The sequence below is a fragment of the Streptomyces sp. LZ34 genome (assembly GCF_053890475.1).
This window is the reverse complement of the sequence record NZ_CM132680.1, coordinates 9,464,379-9,486,207: the sequence shown is the minus strand read 5'-3', so window position 1 is coordinate 9,486,207 and position 21,829 is coordinate 9,464,379. Positions and strand designations below refer to the sequence as shown.

Annotated in this window: 28 protein-coding genes; 4 read left to right on the top strand and 24 right to left on the bottom strand. The window is 69.8% G+C overall.

Features of this window, described 5'->3' with window-relative positions:
• Positions 1 to 3 precede the first annotated feature (3 nt).
• The 11 genes from ACWY4P_RS40495 to ACWY4P_RS40445 form a co-directional block, all read right to left on the bottom strand.
• Positions 4 to 168: a hypothetical protein gene (locus ACWY4P_RS40495; protein ID WP_456205654.1), complete on the bottom strand. Its 165-nt coding sequence runs from the start codon at positions 166 to 168 to the stop codon at positions 4 to 6.
• A complete protein-coding gene (locus ACWY4P_RS40490) occupies positions 165 to 431 on the bottom strand; it encodes a hypothetical protein (protein ID WP_456205652.1) in 267 nt (88 codons plus the stop codon). Before ACWY4P_RS40490 ends, ACWY4P_RS40495 begins: the two co-directional genes overlap by 4 nt.
• Positions 428 to 700: a phiSA1p31-related protein gene (locus ACWY4P_RS40485; protein WP_456205650.1), complete on the bottom strand. Its 273-nt coding sequence runs from the start codon at positions 698 to 700 to the stop codon at positions 428 to 430. The genes ACWY4P_RS40490 and ACWY4P_RS40485 overlap by 4 nt, the downstream gene beginning before the upstream one ends.
• Positions 697 to 1,029 (bottom strand): hypothetical protein, encoded by a 333-nt coding sequence (locus tag ACWY4P_RS40480; RefSeq protein WP_456205648.1) that lies wholly within the window; start codon positions 1,027 to 1,029, stop codon positions 697 to 699. Before ACWY4P_RS40480 ends, ACWY4P_RS40485 begins: the two co-directional genes overlap by 4 nt.
• Entirely contained in the window at positions 1,026 to 1,262 is a 237-nt protein-coding gene (locus ACWY4P_RS40475) for a hypothetical protein (protein WP_456205647.1), read from the bottom strand. Before ACWY4P_RS40475 ends, ACWY4P_RS40480 begins: the two co-directional genes overlap by 4 nt.
• Positions 1,259 to 1,873 (bottom strand): hypothetical protein, encoded by a 615-nt coding sequence (locus ACWY4P_RS40470; RefSeq protein WP_456205645.1) that lies wholly within the window; start codon positions 1,871 to 1,873, stop codon positions 1,259 to 1,261. Before ACWY4P_RS40470 ends, ACWY4P_RS40475 begins: the two co-directional genes overlap by 4 nt.
• On the bottom strand, positions 1,870 to 2,100 hold the full coding sequence (locus tag ACWY4P_RS40465) for a hypothetical protein (protein WP_456205644.1): 231 nt from the start codon (positions 2,098 to 2,100) through the stop codon (positions 1,870 to 1,872). The genes ACWY4P_RS40470 and ACWY4P_RS40465 overlap by 4 nt, the downstream gene beginning before the upstream one ends.
• The gene (locus ACWY4P_RS40460; RefSeq protein ID WP_456205643.1) at positions 2,100 to 2,771 is read right to left on the bottom strand and encodes a hypothetical protein; all 672 of its coding nucleotides are present in this window, start codon (positions 2,769 to 2,771) and stop codon (positions 2,100 to 2,102) included. Before ACWY4P_RS40460 ends, ACWY4P_RS40465 begins: the two co-directional genes overlap by 1 nt.
• Positions 2,768 to 3,178, bottom strand: coding sequence for a hypothetical protein (locus ACWY4P_RS40455; RefSeq protein WP_456205641.1), 411 nt, complete (start codon positions 3,176 to 3,178; stop codon positions 2,768 to 2,770). The genes ACWY4P_RS40460 and ACWY4P_RS40455 overlap by 4 nt, the downstream gene beginning before the upstream one ends.
• A gap of 84 nt (positions 3,179 to 3,262) precedes the next feature.
• A complete protein-coding gene (locus tag ACWY4P_RS40450; RefSeq protein ID WP_456205640.1) occupies positions 3,263 to 3,598 on the bottom strand; it encodes a hypothetical protein in 336 nt (111 codons plus the stop codon).
• 1 nt (position 3,599) lies between these two features.
• On the bottom strand, positions 3,600 to 3,794 hold the full coding sequence (locus tag ACWY4P_RS40445; protein WP_456205639.1) for a helix-turn-helix domain-containing protein: 195 nt from the start codon (positions 3,792 to 3,794) through the stop codon (positions 3,600 to 3,602).
• A gap of 229 nt (positions 3,795 to 4,023) precedes the next feature.
• Here ACWY4P_RS40445 and ACWY4P_RS40440 point away from each other — a divergent pair, with 229 nt between their 5' ends.
• Complete coding sequence (locus tag ACWY4P_RS40440) at positions 4,024 to 4,470, top strand: hypothetical protein (RefSeq protein WP_456205638.1); 447 nt, start codon at positions 4,024 to 4,026, stop codon at positions 4,468 to 4,470.
• 421 nt (positions 4,471 to 4,891) lie between these two features.
• The gene (locus tag ACWY4P_RS40435; protein ID WP_456205637.1) at positions 4,892 to 6,238 is read left to right on the top strand and encodes a tyrosine-type recombinase/integrase; all 1,347 of its coding nucleotides are present in this window, start codon (positions 4,892 to 4,894) and stop codon (positions 6,236 to 6,238) included.
• A 312-nt stretch (positions 6,239 to 6,550) separates the two neighbouring features.
• Here the strand turns inward: ACWY4P_RS40435 and ACWY4P_RS40430 are convergent, their stop codons facing one another.
• A complete protein-coding gene (locus ACWY4P_RS40430; RefSeq protein ID WP_456205636.1) occupies positions 6,551 to 8,002 on the bottom strand; it encodes an alkaline phosphatase PhoX in 1,452 nt (483 codons plus the stop codon).
• Between the two features lie 212 nt (positions 8,003 to 8,214).
• Positions 8,215 to 9,729 carry a hypothetical protein gene (locus ACWY4P_RS40425; RefSeq protein WP_456205635.1) on the bottom strand — a complete coding sequence of 505 codons (1,515 nt, stop codon included), beginning with the start codon at positions 9,727 to 9,729 and terminating at the stop codon, positions 8,215 to 8,217.
• A gap of 384 nt (positions 9,730 to 10,113) precedes the next feature.
• On the opposite strand from ACWY4P_RS40425, the gene ACWY4P_RS40420 reads away from it, so the two are divergent.
• Positions 10,114 to 11,964, top strand: coding sequence for an endonuclease/exonuclease/phosphatase family protein (locus tag ACWY4P_RS40420; RefSeq protein WP_456205633.1), 1,851 nt, complete (start codon positions 10,114 to 10,116; stop codon positions 11,962 to 11,964).
• 108 nt (positions 11,965 to 12,072) lie between these two features.
• Complete coding sequence (gene dapA, locus ACWY4P_RS40415) at positions 12,073 to 12,984, top strand: 4-hydroxy-tetrahydrodipicolinate synthase (RefSeq protein WP_456205632.1); 912 nt, start codon at positions 12,073 to 12,075, stop codon at positions 12,982 to 12,984.
• Positions 12,985 to 12,989: 5 nt separating this feature from the next.
• Here dapA and dapD read toward each other — a convergent pair whose 3' ends face one another.
• From dapD to ACWY4P_RS40360, 11 genes are all read right to left on the bottom strand, one after another.
• Positions 12,990 to 13,988, bottom strand: coding sequence for a 2,3,4,5-tetrahydropyridine-2,6-dicarboxylate N-succinyltransferase (dapD, locus tag ACWY4P_RS40410; protein WP_456205631.1), 999 nt, complete (start codon positions 13,986 to 13,988; stop codon positions 12,990 to 12,992).
• 44 nt (positions 13,989 to 14,032) lie between these two features.
• Complete coding sequence (locus ACWY4P_RS40405) at positions 14,033 to 14,608, bottom strand: TetR/AcrR family transcriptional regulator (protein ID WP_456205629.1); 576 nt, start codon at positions 14,606 to 14,608, stop codon at positions 14,033 to 14,035.
• Positions 14,608 to 14,928, bottom strand: a complete 321-nt coding sequence (locus tag ACWY4P_RS40400; protein WP_456205628.1) for a DMT family transporter — start codon at positions 14,926 to 14,928, stop codon at positions 14,608 to 14,610. The genes ACWY4P_RS40405 and ACWY4P_RS40400 overlap by 1 nt, the downstream gene beginning before the upstream one ends.
• A gap of 129 nt (positions 14,929 to 15,057) precedes the next feature.
• Entirely contained in the window at positions 15,058 to 15,396 is a 339-nt protein-coding gene (locus ACWY4P_RS40395; RefSeq protein ID WP_456205626.1) for a metal-sulfur cluster assembly factor, read from the bottom strand.
• Positions 15,393 to 15,857 (bottom strand): Fe-S cluster assembly sulfur transfer protein SufU, encoded by a 465-nt coding sequence (sufU, locus tag ACWY4P_RS40390; RefSeq protein ID WP_456205625.1) that lies wholly within the window; start codon positions 15,855 to 15,857, stop codon positions 15,393 to 15,395. The genes ACWY4P_RS40395 and sufU overlap by 4 nt, the downstream gene beginning before the upstream one ends.
• An 11-nt stretch (positions 15,858 to 15,868) precedes the next feature.
• On the bottom strand, positions 15,869 to 17,125 hold the full coding sequence (locus ACWY4P_RS40385; RefSeq protein ID WP_456205624.1) for a cysteine desulfurase: 1,257 nt from the start codon (positions 17,123 to 17,125) through the stop codon (positions 15,869 to 15,871).
• 48 nt (positions 17,126 to 17,173) lie between these two features.
• Positions 17,174 to 17,941, bottom strand: a complete 768-nt coding sequence (gene sufC, locus ACWY4P_RS40380) for a Fe-S cluster assembly ATPase SufC (protein ID WP_456205623.1) — start codon at positions 17,939 to 17,941, stop codon at positions 17,174 to 17,176.
• A gap of 7 nt (positions 17,942 to 17,948) precedes the next feature.
• Positions 17,949 to 18,272, bottom strand: a complete 324-nt coding sequence (locus tag ACWY4P_RS40375) for a bifunctional 3-phenylpropionate/cinnamic acid dioxygenase ferredoxin subunit (RefSeq protein WP_456205621.1) — start codon at positions 18,270 to 18,272, stop codon at positions 17,949 to 17,951.
• Positions 18,269 to 19,441, bottom strand: coding sequence for a Fe-S cluster assembly protein SufD (gene sufD, locus ACWY4P_RS40370; RefSeq protein ID WP_456205620.1), 1,173 nt, complete (start codon positions 19,439 to 19,441; stop codon positions 18,269 to 18,271). Before sufD ends, ACWY4P_RS40375 begins: the two co-directional genes overlap by 4 nt.
• Before the next feature lie 84 nt (positions 19,442 to 19,525).
• Positions 19,526 to 20,947, bottom strand: coding sequence for a Fe-S cluster assembly protein SufB (gene sufB / locus ACWY4P_RS40365; RefSeq protein WP_456205619.1), 1,422 nt, complete (start codon positions 20,945 to 20,947; stop codon positions 19,526 to 19,528).
• The gene (locus ACWY4P_RS40360; protein WP_456205618.1) at positions 20,944 to 21,768 is read right to left on the bottom strand and encodes a helix-turn-helix transcriptional regulator; all 825 of its coding nucleotides are present in this window, start codon (positions 21,766 to 21,768) and stop codon (positions 20,944 to 20,946) included. The genes sufB and ACWY4P_RS40360 overlap by 4 nt, the downstream gene beginning before the upstream one ends.
• Positions 21,769 to 21,829 lie beyond the last annotated feature (61 nt).

Here is a 21,829-nt window from a genome sequence, read left to right as displayed (position 1 = left end):
CCGTCACTGGGCGGCCTGTCGCCGGTCGATCTCGGCTTGTGCGGCCTCGGCGATGGCGTGGCCGACTTCGCTCACGTAGGGCCGGGCGAGGGCGCGATCCCGCATTTCCTCCAGGTCGGCAATGGTGATGTCGGGGTCCTGGAGGGCTTGTACGACGTCGAAGGTCACGGCGTCACCGCCAGCCGCTCCCAGGTGGGCTTCACGCCGTCAACAGCCCGCCATGTCTGCGGCACGGTCCAGTCGGCGTCCGGGTACTCCTGCCGCAGGATCGTGGCCAGCATCAGGGCCTCGTCACTGCTGGTGTAGATCAGGTCGTCGGCGGTGTACGCCCGCACCAGCGACTTGTCGCCGACCGGGACGACGATGACCGTGGCCACGTTCTCGGCCCACACCTGCAGCAGATCCGGAAGCGGCACCGGCGGGCGGGTCATGCGGCACCTCGCAGCAGGTCGGCCGGCGTGGGGACGGTGAGGACTCGCAGCCACAGGGCGTCCGGCCGACAGTGCGCCACCGGGATGAGCGGCCCGTGGTCGTCGTGGACGTCCGGCAGCGGCACCGGCGTGCTGGGCCCGTACACGGCCTGCATCAGCGGCGCGCCCTTGGCGTCGCGGGTGCCGGTCCATTCCCATTCGACGCCGATCGCGTCGCAGTGCACGCGGTCCAGGTCGATGCGGGCGTCGTCGATCTCATAGGTGGTCATGCGGCGCCTGCCAAGGCTGCGGCCGGGGCGGGCTGCCGGTGGTGCAGGGTCAGCACGATCGCGATCCCGTCACGGATGGCGTGGCCGCTGGTGACCCAGCCGCCGAACGACAGCTGCCGCTCGGCCACCTCCTCGATGCCGAGCGCTTCCCGCCACGCCTCGAACGCCTCCCGGTCGTGGTGCGCGACGACCTCGACGGTGAGCATGCTGGTGAGGGTGATGTGGCCCCGGACGTGTATGTCGGCGGCGGGCAGGCCGGGGGTGGTCTCGGCGAGGGCGGTCAGGGCACGGTAGGCGCGGGCCTGGTCCAGGGCGGTCAGAGTCGTCACAGCTCCTCACCGCCTTCGAGTGCGTCCTGGCAGTCCGGGCACAGCCCGGTGATTCGCCACTCCGCCTCGTACTGACGGGCCTCGTCCTCGGACCAGAAGACGCGGGCGGTTCCGTCCTCGCCGATCAGTGGGTTGCCGCAGCCGATCGGCTGCTTCAGGCAGCGGTTCTCGCGCACCGCATCAGCGGGCAGGTCGCCGCCGGAGAGAGCGGCCAGGAAGCTAGGGATGCTCACGACGCCACCGCCTCGGGCTTGCGAGCGGCGTCGAACTGGGCGATGCCGTAGCGGATCGCGTGGCAGGAGTGCAGGAAGCCCGGCGTGTAGTCCCGGAAGTCCCACTCGGAGGTGTCGTCGAACGACCAGCCCTCGTATCGGAAGTCCTCCAGTTCGCGGCGGGCACCGGTCTCGTGGCTGATGTCGCCCCACTCGAAGATGCGCTGGGTGACTTCGGCGCCGATGCCGCGCGGGGCCTCACCATCGCGGATGGCGTGGACGACGTACCGCTTGACCCGCCGCTCGAACAACTCCGGGTCGAAGCCCTCGACCTCGTCGCGTCCGGCGCGGACCTTCTCCGACCAGTAGCCAGGGTTGATCTCGCCGGGGAACGCGGTCCGCTTGAACAGATCGAACATGTCGGGGGTGGCGTCGATGTCGAAGTGGAACGTCCAGCCCGTCTTGACGACGAGGTTGTACGGCCAGGTGATCAGGTGGAAGGCGCCGAAGCTGCCGTGCTCGGGGTTGGCGAACCGGATGTGCCGGTAAAGCCCGTCGTCGTGGAGGACGGTCATCTGGTGCTTGGTGGTCTCGCGGGCGAACCGCTCGGCGATCTCGGGGTAGTCGGTCATGCAGTCCTCCCAGGAGTCCATCCGGGGTAGTCGGCGGCCGTGGGGCACGCTTCGGGGTGGGTGACCAGCCACTGGTCGTAGGCGTAGGCGATCCGGTCGGACGGGCTGTGGGTCGCGGCCATCGCGTCACGCAGCACCCGGCAGTCGTCCAGCGCTCGGGCCTCAGCGGCCACCTGCTCGGCGGGCACGTCCAGGGCGGCGATCGTGCGGGGCGTCGTCGTGGCCATCACCGGTCACCTCGCCGTTCCCAAGTCGCGCGCCGCATGTTGCCGAGCGCGGATTCGTGCTGGCCGTCGTGACCGGCCGGGAGTTCGCAGTGGGTGTAGCCCGGCCCGCCGTACTCGGCCTTGCAGCCATGGAGCCTCGCGGCCTCGGCGGCGTGGGCGGGTGACCAGATGTGGCGGCCAGCGAAAGAGCTGTGGTCCCCGTCGTGTCCAGGAGTCCGGCAGCAGCGGTCACCGTTCGTCGCAAGCGCCGGGCAGGTGTGGAGCCCTTGGAGCTTCTCGACCTGCGTGTGCAGCTCGGCGATGCGCTTATCGGCGGCCCGCAGTGCCACGGTCAGCTCGACCAGCGCGGCGTTCGTCGACTGCCGCTCCGCCCGGACCCGGTTCAGCTCGGTGAGCAGTGCCGCGATGTCGCCCGGAGCGTGGGCCGTGAACTCGGCACGCTGCTTGTCGCCGAACACGCCCACCGAGCCACGGATCACGGAGTGCTTCGTCTCCAGCACGTCCTCGACCACGTGGGACTGCTCCGGCGGGAAGACGCTCTTGGGTCCAACCGGGCTGGCCAGCCAAGTGCTGCCCGTCATGACCCGGTCGTCGTTGAGTCGGTCGATGCGCTTACGGATCTCGGCCTCGCGCTCCGGCGACAGCGGGGCGGGGGTGGGGTTCGTCGTCATCGCGCGCCCCCGAGCAGGGTGCGGGCCAGCGACACGATGTCCGCGACCAGCTCCGGCGGCGCCGACTCGCCCAGCACCCCGAGCGCCTTGAACTTGTCCAGCCGGTTCGCCAGCTCGGCGCGGGACGCCTGCTCCAGCTCGTACCGGAGCAGCTCCACGCGGTCGTTCTCGCGCGCCGACCAGTACGTGTAGAGCAACTGGTCGAACGCCTCGTCACGCTCGGACTCCGGAAGCAAGTCCCATGCCAGCCGGCCCATGTCCTCCGGCGTGAAGCCCTCCGGGCGGTCCGTCAGCAGCTTGTCCTCGGCCGCGTCGTACATCGCCGCGAGCGGAGATACCCGGCGGAGACCGGACGTGATTTCCTCGAAGATCGTGTCGGGTTCAGGGTTCTGGAAGAATGTGGACAAGGGTCCACTCCTGTTCTTCAGGGTTCTGGGTGTGGATCCGAGGTCGGCGTCGGGTCTAGGCCCCCGGCGTCGGCCGCAAAGCCGCTAGGCGGCGGACTTGGCGAGGGCCGGCTTGCGCGTGGCGCCCTTACTGCGGCCTCGCCGAAACTGGGCCATCTTGGCGGGCTGGGCGGGGACCTGGCAGAGCTTGCGGATCGTGGCCCGGTCCTCGGGGCTGAACCACATCGACTGGCCCATGCGGGTGTGCGGGAAGCCGTGGTGGTTGGCTCCGTCGGTGAGCCAGCGCACCCCGCAGCCCAGGTCCTTCGCTGCCTTGGGGGGCCTCATGTAGCCGTCGCGCTCCATCATGGTTTCCGTCTCGTCGGCGGAATCGATGTAGCTGTCGGGCTCGGCCGTGGGGGTGGCCTGGGTGGTGGACATGTCACCTCTCTTCTGTGGGCTCCTCTGATGGGGCGAGGAGCTGTTCGTCCTCGGGATCGAGTCCCAGTGCCGTGCGGAGTGCGGCGTAGGTCGTGGGGCTCATGCGGGTACGCGCGCCGGTTTCGAGTCGCTGTATGTAGCTGCGACTGAGGCCGGATGCCGCGGCGACCTGCCGGGGCAGGAGGCCTTGGCGCATACGAGTCCTACGGAGTGCCGCCCCGTTCACCTGGTGGGTGGCTGGGGGTCTTTCCATGCACCGAATCTACCTCTCTCTGCTAGTAGAAACTAGCATTACCGAGAAGTAACATGCAGAAACTTGTAGATCACTGCACTGATTGCAGTTGCGTGATCGCAGAAGCACTCAGATTCAGGACAGGTTCCAGGTGTTCCTAGATGTTCCTGGCAGGTCCTGCCATCATGTGGCCATGACCGCCCCCCCGGACATCGCGGCACTGAAGCGACTCGCCGCCCTCGTCACCCAACGCAGGGTTGACCTCGGCATGCACAAGATCGACGTGGCCAAAACCGCTGACATCACAATCAACACGTACAACAAGATCGAGGCAGGCCAGCCGGTGCGCGTCCTTACCTACGCGAAGATCGAGCCAGTCCTTGCGTGGGCCCCCGGTACATGTCGCGACATCCTGGACGGGGCCGCAAGCCCGACACTCGTCGAGAAGGCGCCCATCCCGGGCGTGATCTTCTCTTCGCTTCCCCCGGACAGCTTCGAGGACATGACCGGTGCCGTACAGGACGCGGTCATAGCGGTCGCCGACCAGTTGACGGCCGCCGAGATCAAGGAGATCGCGAGGCTCGCAGTCGAGAAGTACCGTCAGCGACGGGGCGATTCGAGCGACTCTGACACTAATTGATCGTTTCTGTTGAGCAACCTTCACTCTTTACCAAGTCGTTACTCAGCCATCTGCCGTCCCTCGCGTCGAACCGGTCACAAAACCCACACAACGTGCCACGATCGGATGTCACTTGGGAGGTTCCCCTCGAACCCAAATGGGGGACTTGTGTACGAGTTGGTCACAGTCGACGCAAGCTCGGCGTTCCACGGCCTACAGGCCGAGATCGACGGCAAGAAGGTGTGCCTAGCGCCACCCCAGGTACACACTGACGCTGAAGCACGCCGAGCAGTGCGCGAGCTCATCGAGCGTCACGGAGGTGATTGCAGCCGCTGCCAGAACTGTTTGATAGGCAGGCGCGAGTAGCGCAGTTCAGGAACAGGTGGCCCCGGCAGACGCCGACCTGCCAGGCCGCGATCAGCAACACGGTCAGGGAACAGACATGCCGTATGTGGAGTGGCGCGGCGGCAAGTGTCGCGTGAAGTGGTGGGCTGGCGAGTATCACGCCAACGGCAAGAAGAAGTACGAGTCCCAGTCGGGCTTCACTGACGAGGCGACCGCCTACAACTTCGGGCTCGACCGCGAGTACGACGTCCGCCACGGCACCCACATCAAGAGCACCGACGGCGCCATCCTCATGCGCGAGTACTGCAGAGCCTGGGAAGACGCACAGGACCTGAAGCACTCGTCGATGAAGAGCTACAAGTCGATCATTCGCACGCACATCGTCCCGTATTGGGGCAACAGGCGCGTCGGCGAGATCAAGACCCTTGAGTACGAGGCATGGAAGAAGACCCTCAGCACGAGGGTCACCAAGGGCGAGCTGAGCCACACCTACGTTGAAACCATCGTGATGGTGTTCGGGATGCTCATGACCGACGCCGTGGTGCGCTACCAGTACCGCAAGACGTCGCCCGTGCCACCCTCACAGCCTCGCCGAGGGAAGTACCGCAAGAAGCAGCGGAAGAAGAAGCGCCCCCTGGCGATGGGCACCCTGTACCAGCTGGCTGTCAACGCACACATGGTGTGGGGGTACACCGGCTGGGTCTACATCTGGCACCAGGCGTTCACCGGCATGCGGCCCGCCGAAATGTACGGGCTCCAGCGGAGCTTCGCCTACCCGGCATGGCCGGCGTCGGACCCGGACCGCGAGAGGCGCCTGGAGTCGCTGGAGCGGTACGCAGGCGTGGAGCCGATGCCCGCGGTGCGCGTGCAGTATCAGCACCAGTGGGTCGAGGGCGCCAAGGTGCTGACCGATCCGAAGTACGACAGCCACCGGACGCTGGTGCTTCCGCCGTTCCTGGCGGAGATGCACCAGGCCCTGGCGGCCTCGCACGACTCTCCGTGGGCGTTCCGGTCGCTGAGCGGGGGTGACCTGTTGAGCACCTCGTTCGAGCGCGACTACTGGTATCCCATCCGGGATGGCGCCCCCGAGCGAACTGCCCGCGTAGATCATGCCCGGCCCGCGGTCCCGCCTGTGGAGGCGATGACGGAGGAGCGGATCTATCTGCTGCGGCACGGGCACAAGGAGTGGCTGGACGAGGACGGGCACAGCCGGATTGCCTCCGAGTCCCGCATGGGCCATGAGGTGGCTGGACTCGAGGGTTTGTACTCGAACGTCACGCCGAAGATGGAGCTCCGTATCATGGAGACGCTGCAGGAGCGGTGGGAGTCGTTCATGACTCAGCCGGGGGGCCTATGGGTGCCCCCGTTTCCCACTCCTCTCCCAGTTTCGGGCGAGCGCCCCGAATACTCGCAGGTCAGGCCAGGAATCTCCCCCCAAGCGTGATGATGGCCAAGTTCATCAAGCAGTTCTCGGGTGAGTGGGAGATGACCGCGATGGGCGAGTACGTGGACTCCCGCACGGTCCGCGGCATGGTCAAGCCCGCCGGCCGGGCGCTCTGAGCCAGGACGGGCCCGGCACCTGGGAGCCCAGGGGCACCTGGGGGCCCAGGCCGGACCGCCGAATAGGGAGGAAGGTCGGCGCTCCAGCCCGGGCCGTCCCGTAGCCCGTACAACGAGCGGAGGGAGCAGAGGTGTCGCAGAAAATCCTGGGCCGCCCCCCGCCAGGCGCGGGGGGCGGCCCAGGGCAGGGGAAGGATCAGCCGCGGGGGCGCTGGCGGCGCCAGGGGCCGGTGATGGCGAGCATGATGCCCGGCGTCTGGATGTTGGCGTAGAGGGTGTTGCCGTCGGGCGAGAAGCACACGCCCGTGAACTCGCTGTACTCCGGCTTCTCCGCGGTGCCAATGTTCAGTTCGTTGCGCGCGATTGGGTACGTACGGCCGTCGTCCGTGGCCCCGAAGAGGTGCTGGATGCCCTCGCCGTCCTCGGCGATGACCAGGCCGCCGTACGGCGAAACGGTGATGTTGTCGGGGCCGTCGAAGGCGCCGTCCTTGGACGGGTCGGGGTTGACGCCGAGCAGCACCTTCAGGGTCAGGGTGCGCCGCTTCGGGTCGTAGAACCAGACCTGCCCGTCGTGCGCGACCGGGCTCTCCTCGCGGGCGTACGAGGAGACGATGTACGCGCCCCCGTCGCTCCACCACATGCCCTCCAGCTTGCGGGCCCGGGTGACCTGGCCGACATCGAACTGCTTGCGCACCGGGACCGACTCCGCGTCGCGGTCGGGCACGTCCACCCAGTCGACGCCGTAGACCGTGCCGGTCCTGGTCGCGCGCGACAGGTCGTCGACGAAGTTGCCGCCGGAGTCGAAGCACTTGGGGGCCTGCAGCACGCCCGCGTCGTCGGCGAGCGTGCGCAGCTTGCCGCGCCCGTGCTCGAAGCCGTGCGGCGGAATCCAGCGGTAGAAGAGGCCGTTCGGGCCGGAGGCGTCCTCGGTCAGGTAGAGGTGGCCGCGCTTGGGGTCGACGACGACCGCCTCGTGGGCGTAGCGCCCCAGCGCCTTGATCGGCTTGGGGTCGCGGTTGGCCCGGCGGTCCCGCGGGTCCACCTCGAAGGCATAGCCGTGGTCCTTGGTCATGCCGTTCTGGCCGGCCTTGTCCTCGGTCTCCTCGCAGGTCAGCCAGGTGCCCCACGGGGTGGCGCCGCCCGCGCAGTTGGTGGAGGTGCCCGCGATGCCGACCCACTCGGTGACGTGGTCGCCGTGCTTGGAGACCTCGACGACGGTGCAGCCGCCGGAGGCCGCCGGGTCGTAGACCAGGCCCTCGGTCAGCGGCACGGGGTGCGGCCAGCCGGCCCGCGGGCCCTTCAGCTCGTGGTTGTTGACGAGCAGCGTGGCGCCGCGGGTGCCCGCGAAGGTGGCGGTGCCGTCGTGGTTGGAGGGGGTGGACTCGCCGGACTCCAGCTTGGTCTGGCCGGTGCGGGTGATGACCCGGTAGCTGAAGCCGGCGGGGAGCGCGAGGAGGCCCTTCGGGTCGGCGACGAGCGGGCCGTAGCCGAGCCGGGAGCCGCCCCGCTCGGCCGCGTCGGTGGTCAGCTCCTCGGCCGGCTCCGCGGCGAGTGCGCCGGGGGCGGTGGCGAGCACCCCGGCGCTGCCGACGAGGGCGACACCGGTATACGCGGAACTCTTCGCGAAGTCTCTGCGGGTGAGCGGCATCTTCATCTCCTGAATGGCCAGATCTGTCCACCGACTGCGGGCCTACGCTCCCGCTCCTGGCCGAACAACAGTTGAACTGGACGCGACATCGGCGGTTCGATTGGCGCCGGGGGATTGAACCTCTCCCCCCGGTCCGCGCCGGTCACAGGCCCGACGCGGCCGGCCCGCGCAGGCCCGCGCAGGCCTCGTCAGGAGCCCCGTCAGGAGCCCCGTCAGGCGCGTGAGCGGGCCTTGAAGGCCGCCTTCCGCGCCTCCTTGGCGGCCTTCTTGTCCGGATGCAGCCGCCCCATCGCCTCCAGTACCTCGGCGGTCGCCGGGTGGTCCACCCGCCAGACCGAGTCGAAGAAGCTCCCCGACTGCTCGACGAGGCCGCGCACCAGCTCCCGCAGCTCGGCGGAGTCGCCGTCCGCGGCGAGCTGGGCCGCGATGGTGTCCACCGTCAGCCAGAACACCATGTCCTCGGACGGCTCCGGGACGTCGGGCATCGCGCGCTCGGCCAGCCAGACCCGGGCCAGGCCGCCCAGGTGCCGGTCGTCCAGTACCTCGCGCAGCGCGGGCTCGGCCGCGGCCCCGACCAGCGAGAGCGTCTGCTGGCAGGCCAGGCGGCGCAACGGCGCGCCCGCGTCGTCGCCGCGCGCGGCGGCCAGCAGCTCGCGGGCGGCCGCGTCGGGCGTACGGCGGGCCAGCCACTGCTCGGCCTCGGCGCGCGCGGCCGTCTCCGGGTGTCCGGGCAGGGCGTCCAGCAGGACCTCGGCGCCCTTGTCGGCCAGGTCGCCGACGACCGGGGCGTCGATGCCGGCATCCAGCATGCGGCTGCGCACGCCGAAGACGCCGAGCGGGGTGAGCCTGACCATGCCGTAGCGGGAGACGTCCTCCTCGTCGGGGCCGAGCCGCGATTCGGCGGTCTCGGGGAAGCGGCCCTCGCCGTCGACCTCCTCGATCAGCGCCTCGTCCACGGGCTGGTACGCGACCAGGCCGGTCGGCTCCAGCATCCGGAACTGGTCGTCGAGGCGCACCATCGCCTCGGAGATCTCCTCGAGGATGTCGTCGGTGGGCTCCTCCATGTCGTCAGGGACGATCATGGCGGCGGCGAGCGCGGGCAGCGGCACGGCGCGGCCGCCGTCCTCCTCGTCCAGGGCGGTCAGCAGATACAGATTGCCCAGCACCCCGTCCAGGAACTCGGCCTCCTCCTCGGGGTTCCAGTCGACCGCGTCGAGGTCGATCTCGCCGTCGTCGCCGATCTGGTCGACGATCTCGGCGAGGTCGGGGGCCGCCGCGTCGGCGAGTACGGTCTCGAAGCCGCCGAGCCAGATGTCCAGGACGTCCCGCGGGCTGCCCTCGGTGATCAGCCGCAGCTCCTCGCCGGGGGTGGCGACCCCCGTGGCTCCGTCCTCGCCGAAGTCCCCGTCGGCCGCCGCCCCCACTGCCTCTGCCACCTGCGCCGGCGCGGGCTCCTGGACCTCGACCAGGCCGGTGTCGACGGCCAGCTGCCAGGCCTCCGCCGCGTATCCCGGCCCGTCCTCGTCGGTGCCGAGACCCAGGTGCTCGGCCGCCGCCCGCAGGTCGGGCTCGGTGAGCACGCCGCCCGCCGCGACCGGCCTGTGCGGCCCGGCCCAGCGGGCGAGCCGCACCGCGCGGGCCAGCAGCGGAGCGGCGAGCGCGTCCCGGGCGAGTTCGGCCTCGGAGTGAAGCCGCACGGGCGGCAGGGTGGGGCGGTCTCCGGGCATCGGCGGAGTCATCTCCTCGGGAGCGGATGAAACGGATGGAACGGTTGAACGAGTGGTGGAACGCATGGGAAGGACCTTGCTCGGGAGGGGCCGCGGCGCTACGGGCGCGACCGGTCCCAGCCTAGACGCAAGGTGGGGCGGTTTCGTCCCGATGTGCCGTCAAGGGGACCTCGGCCTGCGATTTCGGCCATCGGCCCGGCCTACGACATGAGCGGTTGGCGCCGCGGGCACCGGAGCGCACCCGACGTCCGCGCCGCGCACCGGTTCACGCCCCCGACCTCGGCCGTACACCAGCCGTCCCTTGACAACTGCCCTGACGAGGAAAGACATTGACGCGCGTAGACGCTTGTTCTCCTCTGGTCACTCCTCATCGGAGGCATCACCATGTCCCCACGCGCCCTGCGCGGACCCGCCGCCGTCACCGCCGTCACCGCCGTTGCATCCGCCCTCGCGGCCGGGCTGCTCGCCGCCCCGCAGCCGGCGGCCGCCGCCGAGATCCGGATCCATGACATCCAGGGCAGCACCCGAATATCCCCGTTCGCGGGCAAACAGGTGTCCGGGGTCCCCGGCACGGTCACGGCGATACGCGCCTTCGGCTCGTCGCGCGGCTTCTGGTTCCAGGACCCGCACCCCGACCGGGACCGGGCCACCAGCGAGGCGATCTTCGTCTACACCGGTTCGACCACCCCGACGGTCGCCGTCGGGGACGCGGTGCGGGTCTCCGGGACGGTCAGCGAGTACTACCCGGGCGGCGCGGACGCCGGGCTGCAGTCGGTCACCGAGCTCACCAAGGCGACCTGGACGGTCGAGTCCTCGGGCAACGCCCTGCCCGCTGCCTTCGCACTCAACCCCGCCGGCGTTCCCGACCGCTACGCCCCCGGCGCCTCGGGCGGCAACGGCGGCAACGGCGGCAATATCGAGTCGCTGCGGCTGCGCCCGAACTCCTACGCCCTGGACCGCTATGAGTCGCTGGAGGGCATGCGCGTCTCGGTCAAGGACGCCCCGGTCGTGGGCGCGACCAGCCAGTACAACGAGCTGTGGGTCACCGCCGAGCCCGGCCACGCCCGGACCGCGCGCGGCGGCGCGCTCTACAGCTCCTACCGCGACCCGAACGCCGGCCGGGTCAAGGTCGCCTCCCTCCTCCCGTTCGCCCAGCGCCCCTTCCCCGTCGCCGATGTGGGTGACCGGCTGACCGGCACCACCGCGGGTCCGCTGGACTACGACGACTTCGGCGGATACGAGATCCAGGCCACCGCGCTCGGCGGGCTCACGGACGGAGACCTGGCGCCGGAGACCACGCGCGGGCAGAAGGCCGACGAGCTGTCCATCGCCACGTACAACGTGGAGAACCTCTCCCCCAAGACCGCGCAGGCGAAGTTCGACCGGCTCGCCTCGGGCCTCGTGCACAACCTCGCCTCGCCCGACATCGTCGCGCTGGAGGAGGTCCAGGACGACAACGGCCCGGCGAACGACGCGGTCACCGGCGCCGGAGCCACGCTGAAGAAGCTCACCGACGCGATCGCGGCGGCCGGCGGCCCCGCGTACGAGTGGCGGCAGATCGACCCGGCCGACGACCAGGACGGCGGGCAGCCGGGCGGCAACATCCGCGTCGCCTTCCTCTTCAACCCCGAGCGGGTCTCCTTCACCGATGTCGCGGGCGGGGACGCCACCACCGCGGTGCGGGTGACGGACGACGGCGGCCAGGCGGGCCTGTCGGCCTCCCCCGGCCGGATCGACCCCGAGAACCCGGTCTGGAAGGACAGCCGCAAGCCGCTGGTCGGGCAGTTCTCCTTCCGCGGCCGCCCGGTCTTCGTGATCGCCAACCACTTCAACTCCAAGGGCGGCGACCAGGGCCTGGACAGCCGCTTCCAGCCCCCGGCCCGGAGTTCGGAGACCCAGCGCACCGGGCAGGCCGGGGCGGTCAACGCCTTCGTCAAGAAGCTGCTGGCCGTGGACGCGCGGGCCCGGGTCGTCGTCGCGGGCGACCTCAACGACTACCAGTTCTCGCCCGCGCTGGCCGATCTCACCGACGGCGGGGTGCTCACCGACCTGGTCACCGGGTTGCCGAAGGACGAGCGTTACGGCTATGTCTACAACGGCAACTCGCAGGTGCTGGACCACATCCTCACCAGCCGCGCCGTGCGCCGCCCGGACTACGACATCGTGCACATCAACGCGGAGTTCGCGGACCAGTCCAGCGACCACGACCCGCAGATCGTCCGACTGAAGCCGTAGCGCTGCTGAACTGTCCACCTAGAACAATTAAATAGACCTGTACAGCCGAAGGGGCCCAGAATCCAGCGCAGGAAGCCGCCCACCCCTGCCGCACGGAGCGTTCACACCATGTCCATGGGCCCCTTCGGCCGTACCGCCGTCGCCATGATCACCCCGTTCACCGAGGGCGGCGCCCTCGACCTCGACGGCGCCCAGCGCCTGGCCACCCACCTGGTGGACCGGGGCGGCTGCGACGGGATCGTGGTCAGCGGCACCACCGGCGAGTCCCCGACCACCTCCGACGCCGAGAAGGAGGCGCTGCTGCGGGCCGTCGTGGCAGCCGTCGGCGACCGGGCCCGGATCACCGCCGGGGTCGGCACCAGCGACACCCGGCACACGGTGGAGCTGGCCCGCGCGGCCGAACGGGCGGGCGCGCACGGCCTGCTGGTCGTCACCCCGTACTACAGCCGCCCGCCGCAGGACGCCGTGGCGGCGCACTTCCGCACAATCGCCGACGCCGTCGGGCTGCCCGTGATGCTGTATGACATCCCCGCCCGCACCGGCACCGAGCTCGCCGCCGACACACTGCTGCGGCTCGCCGAGCACCCGCGCATCGCCGCCGTCAAGGACAGCGCGTACGACCTGATGAAGGCGGCGAAGGTGATGGCGGCCACCGACCTGGCCTACTTCTCCGGCTGCGACGAGCTGAACCTGCCGCTGCTGGCCATCGGCGCCGCCGGGTACGTCAGCGTCCTGGCCAACGTGGCCGGAAGGCAGGTGCGTTCGGTGCTGGACGCGCACGACGCGGGAGAGACGGGCGAGGCCGCCCGCCGCCATCTGGCCCTCACCCCGCTCGTCGAACGGATGATGGCCTCCGGCACCCCGGGCACGGTCACCGCCAAGGCGCTCCTCGGCGCGCTCGGGCTGCCCGCGGGCCCGGTCCGGGCCCCGCTGCTGCCCGCCGGCCAGGAGCTGACCGACGGGCTGCTGGCCGCGTACGGCGAGGTAACGGGCGGCCTCCTGCCGGAGGCCGCCCGCTGACCGGCTCAGTTGTGGCTGTGCAGGGCCTCGTTGAGGCCGCCCCACGAGCCGCTGCGCGGCAGCGCCTCGACCGTGCCGGTGGTGGAGTTGCGGCGGAAGAGGAGGTTGTTGAGGCCGGACAGCTCCAGCGCCTTGTGGATCGTGCCGTCGGGCAGGGTGATCCGGGTGCCCGCGGTCACATACAGGCCCGCCTCGACGATGCAGTCGTCGCCGAGCGAGATGCCGATGCCCGCCTCGGCGCCCAGCAGGCAGCGCTGGCCGAGGGAGATCGTCTGCTTGCCGCCGCCCGACAGGGTGCCCATGATCGACGCGCCGCCGCCGATGTCCGACCCGTCGCCGACCACGACGCCCGCGCTGATCCGGCCCTCGACCATGGAGGTGCCCAGCGTCCCGGCGTTGAAGTTGACGAAGCCCTCGTGCATGACGGTGGTCCCGGAGGCCAGATGGGCGCCGAGCCGGACGCGGTCGGCGTCGCCGATGCGCACCCCGGCGGGGATCACGTAGTCGGTCATCCGCGGGAACTTGTCCACGCTGGTCACCGACAGTTGCAGCCCCTCGGCGCGGGCCGCGAGGCGGGCCCGCTCGACCTGGTCGACGGGGACGGGGCCGAGCGAGGTCCAGGCCACGTTGGCCAGCAGGCCGAACGTGCCGTCCAGGCTCAGGCCGTGCGGCTTGACCAGGCGGTGGCTGAGCAGGTGCAGCCGCAGATAGACGTCGTGCGCGTCGAGCGGCTTGTCGTCGAGGGAGCCGATGACCGTACGGACGGCCACGACCTCGACCCCGCGGCGCGGGTCCGGCCCGAGGGCCTTGAGGACAGCGTCGCCCAGCAGCTCCGCGGCTCGCTCGTCACTCAGCCGCTCGGTCCCGGCCGGGCCGGGCTCGGCGACCAGCTCGGGGGCCGGGAACCAGGTGTCGAGAACGGTGCCGTCCTCAGCGAGGGTGGCGAGGCCGGCGGCGGCCGCGCCGGTGTGGGTGGTGCTGGTGGTGATGGCTGCGTCGGTCATGGTCAGAACGCTAACCGGAGGCGGGCCCGGGAGGCGAACCGGTCTCATCGAGCGGTCTCCGGCGGCCGGTCGTCACCGCGTCCGCCCATGATGCGCGCCAGTGCGGCACGGGTGCCCTCCCGGTCGTACGGGCGGTCCGCCAGCAGCACCTGGAGGGCCAGCCCGTCGATCAGGGCCACCACCGCGCGCGCCGTGGCCACGTCGGGCACCAGTCGCGTCAGCATCCGGGCCATCTCGTCCAGGCACTCGGCGGCGATCGGCCGCAGTCCCTCATGGCGCAGCGCGGCGAAGTACAGCTCGTACTCCAGCTCCAGCCGTGCCCGGTCGCCCGTGAGCAGTTCCCCCAGCCACCGGGCCAGTTCGTCGGCGGGCGGCGCGGCCGGATCGACGCCCTCCGCCCAACGCTCCACCTCCGCCAGCCACTCCGCGTTGATCTGCCGGAGCGCCGCGACCAAGAGGTCGTCGAGGCTCGCGAAGTGGTACGTCGTCGAGCCCAGCGGCACATCGGCCGCGGCGGCCACGGCCCGGTGGCCGAGCCCCGCGATGCCGCGCTCGCGGACCACCGCGGCCGCGGCGTCGATGATGCGCTGCCGCCGCTCGGGGTCGTAGCGGCGGGCCATCAGTGGGCCCCGCCGAGGTTGAGCAGGATCACCCCGGCGATCACCAGCAGGACCCCGATCACCTTGGCGGCGGTGGCGGCCTCGCCGAGGAAGAGCATTCCGATGGCCGCGATGACGGCGGTCCCGGCCCCGGCCCATATGGCGTACGCGGTGCCCATCGAGACCGTCTTGAGCGTCTGCGCGAGCAGCGCGAAGGCGACCACATAACCGGCCACCGTGACCAGCGAGGGCCAGAGCTTGCTGAAGCCTTCGCTGTACCTCATCGAGGTGGTGGCCAGGATCTCGGCGGCGATCGCCCCGGCAAGTGTCAGATACCCCATGCGTACGAGTGTACACAACGATACGTACGGCCGTACGCAACCCGCGCCCGGAAACGGACACGGACACGCGAACGGCCCCCGCGCGGGTGCGCGGGGGCCGTTCGGGCGTGCGGCTCAGGTGCTGTGCTGTCAGACGTTGAAGCCCAGGGCCCGGAGCTGCTCGCGGCCCTCATCGGTGATCTTGTCCGGGCCCCACGGCGGCATCCAGACCCAGTTGATGCGCAGCTCGTTGACGATGCCCTCGGTGGCCGACTTCGCCTGGTCCTCGATGACGTCGGTCAGCGGGCAGGCCGCGGACGTCAGCGTCATGTCGAGGGTGGCGATGTTGGCGTCGTCGATGTGGATGCCGTAGACGAGGCCCAGGTTGACCACGTCGATGCCCAGCTCCGGGTCCACGACGTCATACAGGGCCTCGCGGACCTCTTCCTCATTGGCCGGCTTGACGGCCGTTTCCACGTTGTCACTCATGCGGTCTTCCCTTCGGCGCCCTCGCCCAGCGCCTGGGCGGTCGCATCCTTCCACGCCATCCAGCTCAGCAGAGCACACTTCACCCGGGCCGGGTACTTGGAGACGCCGGCGAACGCGACCGCGTCCTCCAGCACCTCCTCCATCGCGTCGTCCGGCTCTGTCCTGCCCTTGGACTGCATCAGCTCCAGAAACGTTTCCTGGATCTTGCGCGCCTCGGCGATCTCCTTGCCGACCAGCAGCTCATTGAGCACGGACGCGCTGGCCTGGCTGATGGAACAGCCCTGGCCCTCGTAGCTCACATCCTCGATGGTCCCGCCGTTGAGCCGCACCCGGAGGGTGATCTCGTCCCCGCACGTCGGATTGGTGTGGTGTACCTCGGCGTCGCCGTCCCTGAGCCCCCGCCCGTGCGGGTGCTTGTAGTGGTCCAGGATGACGTCCTGGTACATCGAATCAAGCTTCACGCAGCACGCCCCTACCCGAAGAAGTTCCGTACGTGCTCCAGGCCCTCGACCAAGGCGTCGACCTCGGCCGGTGTGGAGTACAGATAGAACGACGCTCGCGTGGTCGCGGGAATTCCGTACCTGAGGCAGACGGGCCGGGCGCAGTGGTGGCCGACCCGGACCGCGATGCCCTCCTCGTCGAGCACCTGGCCCACGTCGTGGGGGTGGATGTCGCCGAGCGTGAAGGAGATCGCGGCGCCGCGGTCCTCGGCCGTGGTCGGGCCGATGATCCGCAGCTCGGGGACCTCCAGGAGCCTGCGCACCGCGTAATCGGTGACCGCGTGCTCATGGCGGGCGATGTTGTCCATGCCGATCGAGGTCAGATAGTCCACGGCCGCGCCGAGGCCCACGGCCTGGGCGATCGGGGGCGTACCGGCCTCGAACTTGTGCGGCGCGGGGGCGTAGGTGGAGGAGTGCATCGAGACGGTCTCGATCATCTCGCCGCCGCCGAGGAACGGCGGCAGGTCCTCCAGCAGCTCCTGACGGCCCCACAGCACGCCGATGCCCGTCGGGCCGCACATCTTGTGGCCGGTGAAGGCCACGAAGTCGGCCTGGAGCGCCTGCACATCCAGCGTCATATGCGGGGCGGCCTGCGAGGCGTCGATGACGACGAGGGCGCCGACCTGCTGCGCACGGCGGACGATCGCCTCGACCGGGTTGACCGTGCCCAGGATGTTGGAGACCAGCACGAACGAGACGACCTTGGTCTTCTCGGTGATGATCTCCTCTATGTTCGACAGGTCCAGCCGGCCGTCGTCGGTGAGGCCGAACCACTTCAGCTTCGCGCCCGTGCGCTGCGAGAGCAGCTGCCAGGGAACGATGTTGGAGTGGTGCTCCATCTCCGTGATGACGATCTCGGTGTCGCTGTCCACGCGGTAGGGCTCATCGGCCCAACCGAGCATGTTGGCGACGAGGTTGAGCGACTCCGAGGCGTTCTTGGTGAAGATCACCTCGTCCCGGCTCGGCGCGTTGATGAAGGCGGCCACCTTGTCCCGGGCGCCCTCGTACAGCGCCGTGGCCTCCTCGGCGAGCACATGCACCCCGCGGTGCACATTCGCGTTGTGCACCTCGTAGTACTCGCTGAGCACGTCGAGCACCTGACGCGGCGTCTGCGAAGTCGCCGCGTTGTCCAGGTACACGAGCTTTTTGCCGTCGTGGACCAGCCGGTCCAGGATCGGGAAGTCCTTGCGGATGGCCTCGGTGTCGAGGAGGCCCGGCAGCTGTGTCATGTCCCTGCGCCTCCGTATCCCTCGCCGCCGAAGCGGCTGCCGTCGTCGTCACTCACTCGTCGCGCCGCCCTTCGCATAAGCCTCGTAGCCCTCTTCCTCCAGCTTGTTCGCGAGCTCCGGGCCGCCGGACTCGGCGATCCGGCCCGCCGCGAACACGTGGACGTAGTCGGGCTTGATGTACCGCAGGATGCGCGTGTAGTGGGTGATCAGCAGGGTGCCGACCTCACCGGTCTCGCGGACGCGGTTGACGCCCTCGGAGACGACACGCAGCGCGTCGACGTCCAGACCGGAGTCCGTCTCGTCGAGGATCGCGATGTTGGGCCTCAGCAGCTCGAGCTGGAGGATCTCGTGGCGCTTCTTCTCACCGCCGGAGAAGCCCTCGTTGACGTTCCGCTCGGCGAAGGAGGGGTCGATCGAAAGGCGCTCCATGGCCTCCTTGACCTCCTTCACCCAGATGCGCAGCTTCGGCGCCTCGCCGCGGATGGCGGTGGCCGAGGTGCGCAGGAAGTTGGAGACGGAGACCCCGGGGACCTCCACCGGGTACTGCATGGCGAGGAAGACGCCGGCGCGGGCCCGCTCGTCGACGGACATCGCCAGCACGTCCTCGCCGTCCAGGGTCACCGTGCCGCCGGTGACCTTGTACTTCGGGTGACCCGCGAGCGAGTACGCCAGCGTGGACTTGCCGGAGCCGTTGGGGCCCATGATGGCGTGGGTCTCGCCCTGCTTCACGGTCAGGTCGACGCCGCGCAGGATCTCGCGGGGGCCGCCTTCGGCCTCGACGGAGACGTGCAGGTCGTGGATCTCAAGCGTTGCCATGGGTGCCTCAGGACTCCTGGGTGACGGAGACGAGCACGTCGTCCCCTTCGATCTTTACGGGGTATACGGGGACGGGGCGCGTCGCGGGGAGGCCGGACGGCTTGCCGGTGCGCAGGTCGAAGCTGGAGCCGTGCAGCCAGCACTCGATCTGGCAGTCCTCCACCTCGCCCTCGGACAGCGAGACGTTCGCATGCGAACAGATGTCGTTGATCGCGAAGACCTCGCCCTCGGTGCGCACGACCGAGACGGGGACGCCTTCGAGCTCCACCCGCTTGGGGGTGTCCTCGTCCAGCTCGCTCAGCGCGCAGACGCGTACGAAGGTCGGGGTCATGCTACGGACGCCTCCAGCTCGGCCTCGATCTTGGCGATCAGGCGCTCCTCCAGCTCGGGGATGCCGATCTGCTGGACGAGCTCGGCGAAGAAGCCGCGGACGACCAGACGGCGGGCCTCGTCGGCCGGGATGCCGCGCGCCATCAGGTAGAACAGCTGCTCGTCCTCGAAGCGGCCGGTCGCGCTCGCGTGGCCGGCACCGACGATCTCGCCGGTCTCGATCTCCAGGTTCGGCACCGAGTCGACGCGCGCGCCGTCGGTCAGGACGAGGTTGCGGTTGAGCTCGTAGGTGTCGGTGCCCTCCGCGGCGGCGCGGATCAGCACATCGCCGATCCAGACCGCATGGGCGTCCTTGCCCTGCAGCGCGCCCTTGTAGGCGACGTTGCTGCGGCAGTGCGGGGTGTCGTGGTCGATGAAGAGCCGGTGCTCCTGGTGCTGGCCGTTGTCGGTGAAGTACAGGCCGTAGAGCTCGGCCTCACCGCCCGGGGCGCCGTAGACGACGCGGGGGTGCAGGCGCACCACATCGCCGCCGAAGGTGACGACCACGGACTTGAACGTGGCGTCGCGGCCGACGAGCGCGGTGTGCTGCGCGGCGTGGACGGCGGTGTCGTCCCAGTCCTGGATCGAGACGACGGTGAGCTTGGCGCCGTCGCCGATCAGATACTCCACGTTGGCCGCGAGGGTGGCGTCGCCGGTGTGGTCGATGACCACGACGGCCTCGGCGAAGGCGCCGACCTCCACGACCTGGTGGCCGTAGGCGGTGCCGCCCTCGCCGTGCACGGAGATCCGCACGGGCTCGGTGAGCACGGTCTCCTTGGCCACGGAGACCACCGAGGCCTTCTCGAAGGAGCTGTACGCCTGGGCCGCTACCCGGTCGACCGGCTTGCCGGCCCTGCCCAGGCGCGGGTCCGTACGGTCGACGGTCTCGACAGTGACACCCTCGGGGGCGCTCACCTCGACCCGCAGCCCGCCGGTGGCCTCGGCGGTGCCGTCGTGCAGGCCGCGCAGGCGCTCCAGCGGGGTGAACCGCCAGTCCTCCTCACGGCCGTGGGGCACCGGGAAGTCGGCCACGTCGTACGACGCGATGGCGCCGACCCTCGCATCGGTGGGCTGACCCACCTGGATGGCACCGTCCGTGGTGGATCCGGCCGGAATGGTTTCAGCAGCCATGGCAGCTGTACAGCTCGCTTTCTGGTGACGTACCTCGGCCCTCCTCAAGGACGGCCGCCGCGGGTATCGGGGGAGGCGCCGGCGTCAGCCGACCGCGCCTTCCATCTGCAGCTCGATCAGCCGGTTGAGCTCCAGCGCGTACTCCATGGGAAGCTCACGCGCGATCGGCTCCACGAAGCCGCGCACGATCATCGCCATGGCCTCGTCCTCGGACAGGCCACGGCTCATCAGGTAGAAGAGCTGGTCGTCGCTGACCTTGGAGACGGTCGCCTCGTGGCCCATGGACACGTCGTCCTCGCGGACGTCCACATACGGGTAGGTGTCCGAGCGGGAGATGGTGTCGACCAGCAGCGCGTCGCACAGCACATTGGACTTGGAGCCCTCTGCGCCCTCGCCGATCTCGATCAGACCGCGGTAGGAGGTGCGGCCGCCGCCGCGCGCCACCGACTTGGAGATGATGTTGGACGAGGTGCGGGGCGCCATGTGGACCATCTTCGCGCCGGCGTCCTGGTGCTGGCCCTCGCCCGCGAAGGCGATGGACAGGGTCTCGCCCTTGGCGTGCTCGCCCATCAGATAGACGGCCGGGTACTTCATGGTCACCTTGGAGCCGATGTTGCCGTCGACCCACTCCATGGTCGCGCCCTCGTAGGCCACGGCGCGCTTGGTGACCAGGTTGTACACATTGTTCGACCAGTTCTGGATGGTCGTGTAGCGGCAGCGGGCGCCCTTCTTCACGATGATCTCGACCACCGCGGAGTGCAGGGAGTCCGACTTGTAGATCGGCGCGGTGCAGCCCTCGACGTAGTGGACGTACGCGTCCTCGTCGACGATGATCAGCGTCCGCTCGAACTGGCCCATGTTCTCCGTGTTGATCCGGAAGTAGGCCTGGAGCGGGATCTCCACGTGCACGCCCTTCGGCACGTAGATGAACGAGCCGCCGGACCACACCGCCGAGTTCAGCGAGGCGAACTTGTTGTCGCCGACCGGGATCACCGAGCCGAAGTACTCCTGGAAGAGCTCCGGGTGCTCCTTGAGGCCGGTGTCGGTGTCCAGGAAGATGACACCCTGCTCCTCGAGGTCCTCACGGATCTTGTGGTAGACGACCTCGGACTCGTACTGCGCGGCGACACCCGCGACCAGGCGCTGCTTCTCGGCCTCCGGGATGCCCAGCCTGTCGTACGTGTTCTTGATGTCCTCGGGCAGCTCTTCCCAGGAGGCGGCCTGCTGCTCCGTCGAGCGCACGAAGTACTTGATGTTGTCGAAGTCGATGCCGGACAGGTCCGAGCCCCAGGTGGGCATGGGCTTCTTCTCGAAGAGCTTGAGGCCCTTCAGTCGGAGCTTCAGCATCCACTCCGGCTCGGACTTCTTCCCCGAGATGTCGCGGACGACGTCCTCGGAGAGGCCGCGCTTGGCCGAGGCACCGGCCGCGTCGGAGTCGGCCCAGCCGTACTCGTAGTTGCCCAGCCCATCGAGCTCGGGGTGAGCAGTCTCCGTGGGGAGAGTCATTCGGGGTTCCTCCCGGCCGTGCTGGCAGATGCTGTGGTGGTCTTGGTCTTGCTGAGGGTCTTGCTGAGGGTCTTGCTGGGGGCGGCCTTCTCGGCCTTGCCTGTCCCGGGGATGTAGGTCGTGCACACTCCGTCGCCGTGGGCGATGGTGGCCAGACGCTGCACATGAGTCCCGAGCAGCTGGGAGAAGACCTCGGTCTCCGCCTCGCACAGCTGCGGATACCGCTCGGCCGCGTGGGCGACCGGGCAGTGGTGCTGGCAGAGCTGTTCGCCGACCGGTGCGCTGCGCGCCGTAGCAGCGTACCCGTCCGCGGACAGTGCGCGGGCGAGGGCTTGGGCGCGGCCCTCGGGCTCCGCGGCCTCGACGGCCTCGCGGTACGCCACGGCCTGGGCGGCGAGCCTGGCACGCGCGAAGGCGGCGACCGCCTCCCGGCCCGTCTCACCGCCGCCGGCGCTCTGCTCGATCCAGCGCAGGGCGTCCATGGCCAGCTCGTCGTACGCCTGGTCGAAGGCGTCGCGCCCGCAGTCGGTGAGCGCGAAGATCTTGGCCGGGCGGCCGCGGCCCCGCGCCCCGTACACCCTCTTCTCGCGGGGCTCGACGACGCCATCGGCGACGAGGGTGTCGAGGTGGCGGCGCACGGCCGCCTGGGTCAGCTCGAGCCGCAGGGCGAGCTCGGCCGCGGTGGACGGGCCGTGGTCGAGGATGGAGCGGGCGACCTTGTTGCGGGTGCCGTGCTGCTCATCGGACGCGGGCACGGGTACGACAGATCGCGCGGCCGACTCGACCGCGCGTCCCGCCGGAGCTTCGCTCGCGTATTTCACAACGCCATTGTTGCGTAATTCCCGGCGGAGACACAAGCGAGGTTCCTCCGGCGGCCCGGTG

What these genes read in the sequence shown, in the direction of transcription:
- ACWY4P_RS40490 (WP_456205652.1), bottom strand. Translation starts at nt 431, where the DNA reads ATGACCCGCCCGCCGGTGCCGCTTCCGGATCTGCTGCAGGTGTGGGCC.
- ACWY4P_RS40485 (WP_456205650.1), bottom strand. Translation starts at nt 700, where the DNA reads ATGACCACCTATGAGATCGACGACGCCCGCATCGACCTGGACCGCGTG.
- ACWY4P_RS40470 (WP_456205645.1), bottom strand. Translation starts at nt 1,873, where the DNA reads ATGACCGACTACCCCGAGATCGCCGAGCGGTTCGCCCGCGAGACCACC.
- ACWY4P_RS40465 (WP_456205644.1), bottom strand. Translation starts at nt 2,100, where the DNA reads ATGGCCACGACGACGCCCCGCACGATCGCCGCCCTGGACGTGCCCGCC.
- ACWY4P_RS40460 (WP_456205643.1), bottom strand. Translation starts at nt 2,771, where the DNA reads ATGACGACGAACCCCACCCCCGCCCCGCTGTCGCCGGAGCGCGAGGCC.
- ACWY4P_RS40450 (WP_456205640.1), bottom strand. Translation starts at nt 3,598, where the DNA reads ATGTCCACCACCCAGGCCACCCCCACGGCCGAGCCCGACAGCTACATC.
- ACWY4P_RS40445 (WP_456205639.1), bottom strand. Translation starts at nt 3,794, where the DNA reads ATGCGCCAAGGCCTCCTGCCCCGGCAGGTCGCCGCGGCATCCGGCCTC.
- ACWY4P_RS40440 (WP_456205638.1), top strand. Translation starts at nt 4,024, where the DNA reads ATGACCGCCCCCCCGGACATCGCGGCACTGAAGCGACTCGCCGCCCTC.
- ACWY4P_RS40435 (WP_456205637.1), top strand. Translation starts at nt 4,892, where the DNA reads ATGCCGTATGTGGAGTGGCGCGGCGGCAAGTGTCGCGTGAAGTGGTGG.
- ACWY4P_RS40430 (WP_456205636.1), bottom strand. Translation starts at nt 8,002, where the DNA reads ATGCCGCTCACCCGCAGAGACTTCGCGAAGAGTTCCGCGTATACCGGT.
- ACWY4P_RS40425 (WP_456205635.1), bottom strand. Translation starts at nt 9,729, where the DNA reads ATGCCCGGAGACCGCCCCACCCTGCCGCCCGTGCGGCTTCACTCCGAG.
- ACWY4P_RS40420 (WP_456205633.1), top strand. Translation starts at nt 10,114, where the DNA reads ATGTCCCCACGCGCCCTGCGCGGACCCGCCGCCGTCACCGCCGTCACC.
- dapA (WP_456205632.1), top strand. Translation starts at nt 12,073, where the DNA reads ATGTCCATGGGCCCCTTCGGCCGTACCGCCGTCGCCATGATCACCCCG.
- dapD (WP_456205631.1), bottom strand. Translation starts at nt 13,988, where the DNA reads ATGACCGACGCAGCCATCACCACCAGCACCACCCACACCGGCGCGGCC.
- ACWY4P_RS40405 (WP_456205629.1), bottom strand. Translation starts at nt 14,608, where the DNA reads ATGGCCCGCCGCTACGACCCCGAGCGGCGGCAGCGCATCATCGACGCC.
- ACWY4P_RS40400 (WP_456205628.1), bottom strand. Translation starts at nt 14,928, where the DNA reads ATGGGGTATCTGACACTTGCCGGGGCGATCGCCGCCGAGATCCTGGCC.
- ACWY4P_RS40395 (WP_456205626.1), bottom strand. Translation starts at nt 15,396, where the DNA reads ATGAGTGACAACGTGGAAACGGCCGTCAAGCCGGCCAATGAGGAAGAG.
- ACWY4P_RS40385 (WP_456205624.1), bottom strand. Translation starts at nt 17,125, where the DNA reads ATGACACAGCTGCCGGGCCTCCTCGACACCGAGGCCATCCGCAAGGAC.
- sufC (WP_456205623.1), bottom strand. Translation starts at nt 17,941, where the DNA reads ATGGCAACGCTTGAGATCCACGACCTGCACGTCTCCGTCGAGGCCGAA.
- ACWY4P_RS40375 (WP_456205621.1), bottom strand. Translation starts at nt 18,272, where the DNA reads ATGACCCCGACCTTCGTACGCGTCTGCGCGCTGAGCGAGCTGGACGAG.
- sufD (WP_456205620.1), bottom strand. Translation starts at nt 19,441, where the DNA reads ATGGCTGCTGAAACCATTCCGGCCGGATCCACCACGGACGGTGCCATC.
- sufB (WP_456205619.1), bottom strand. Translation starts at nt 20,947, where the DNA reads ATGACTCTCCCCACGGAGACTGCTCACCCCGAGCTCGATGGGCTGGGC.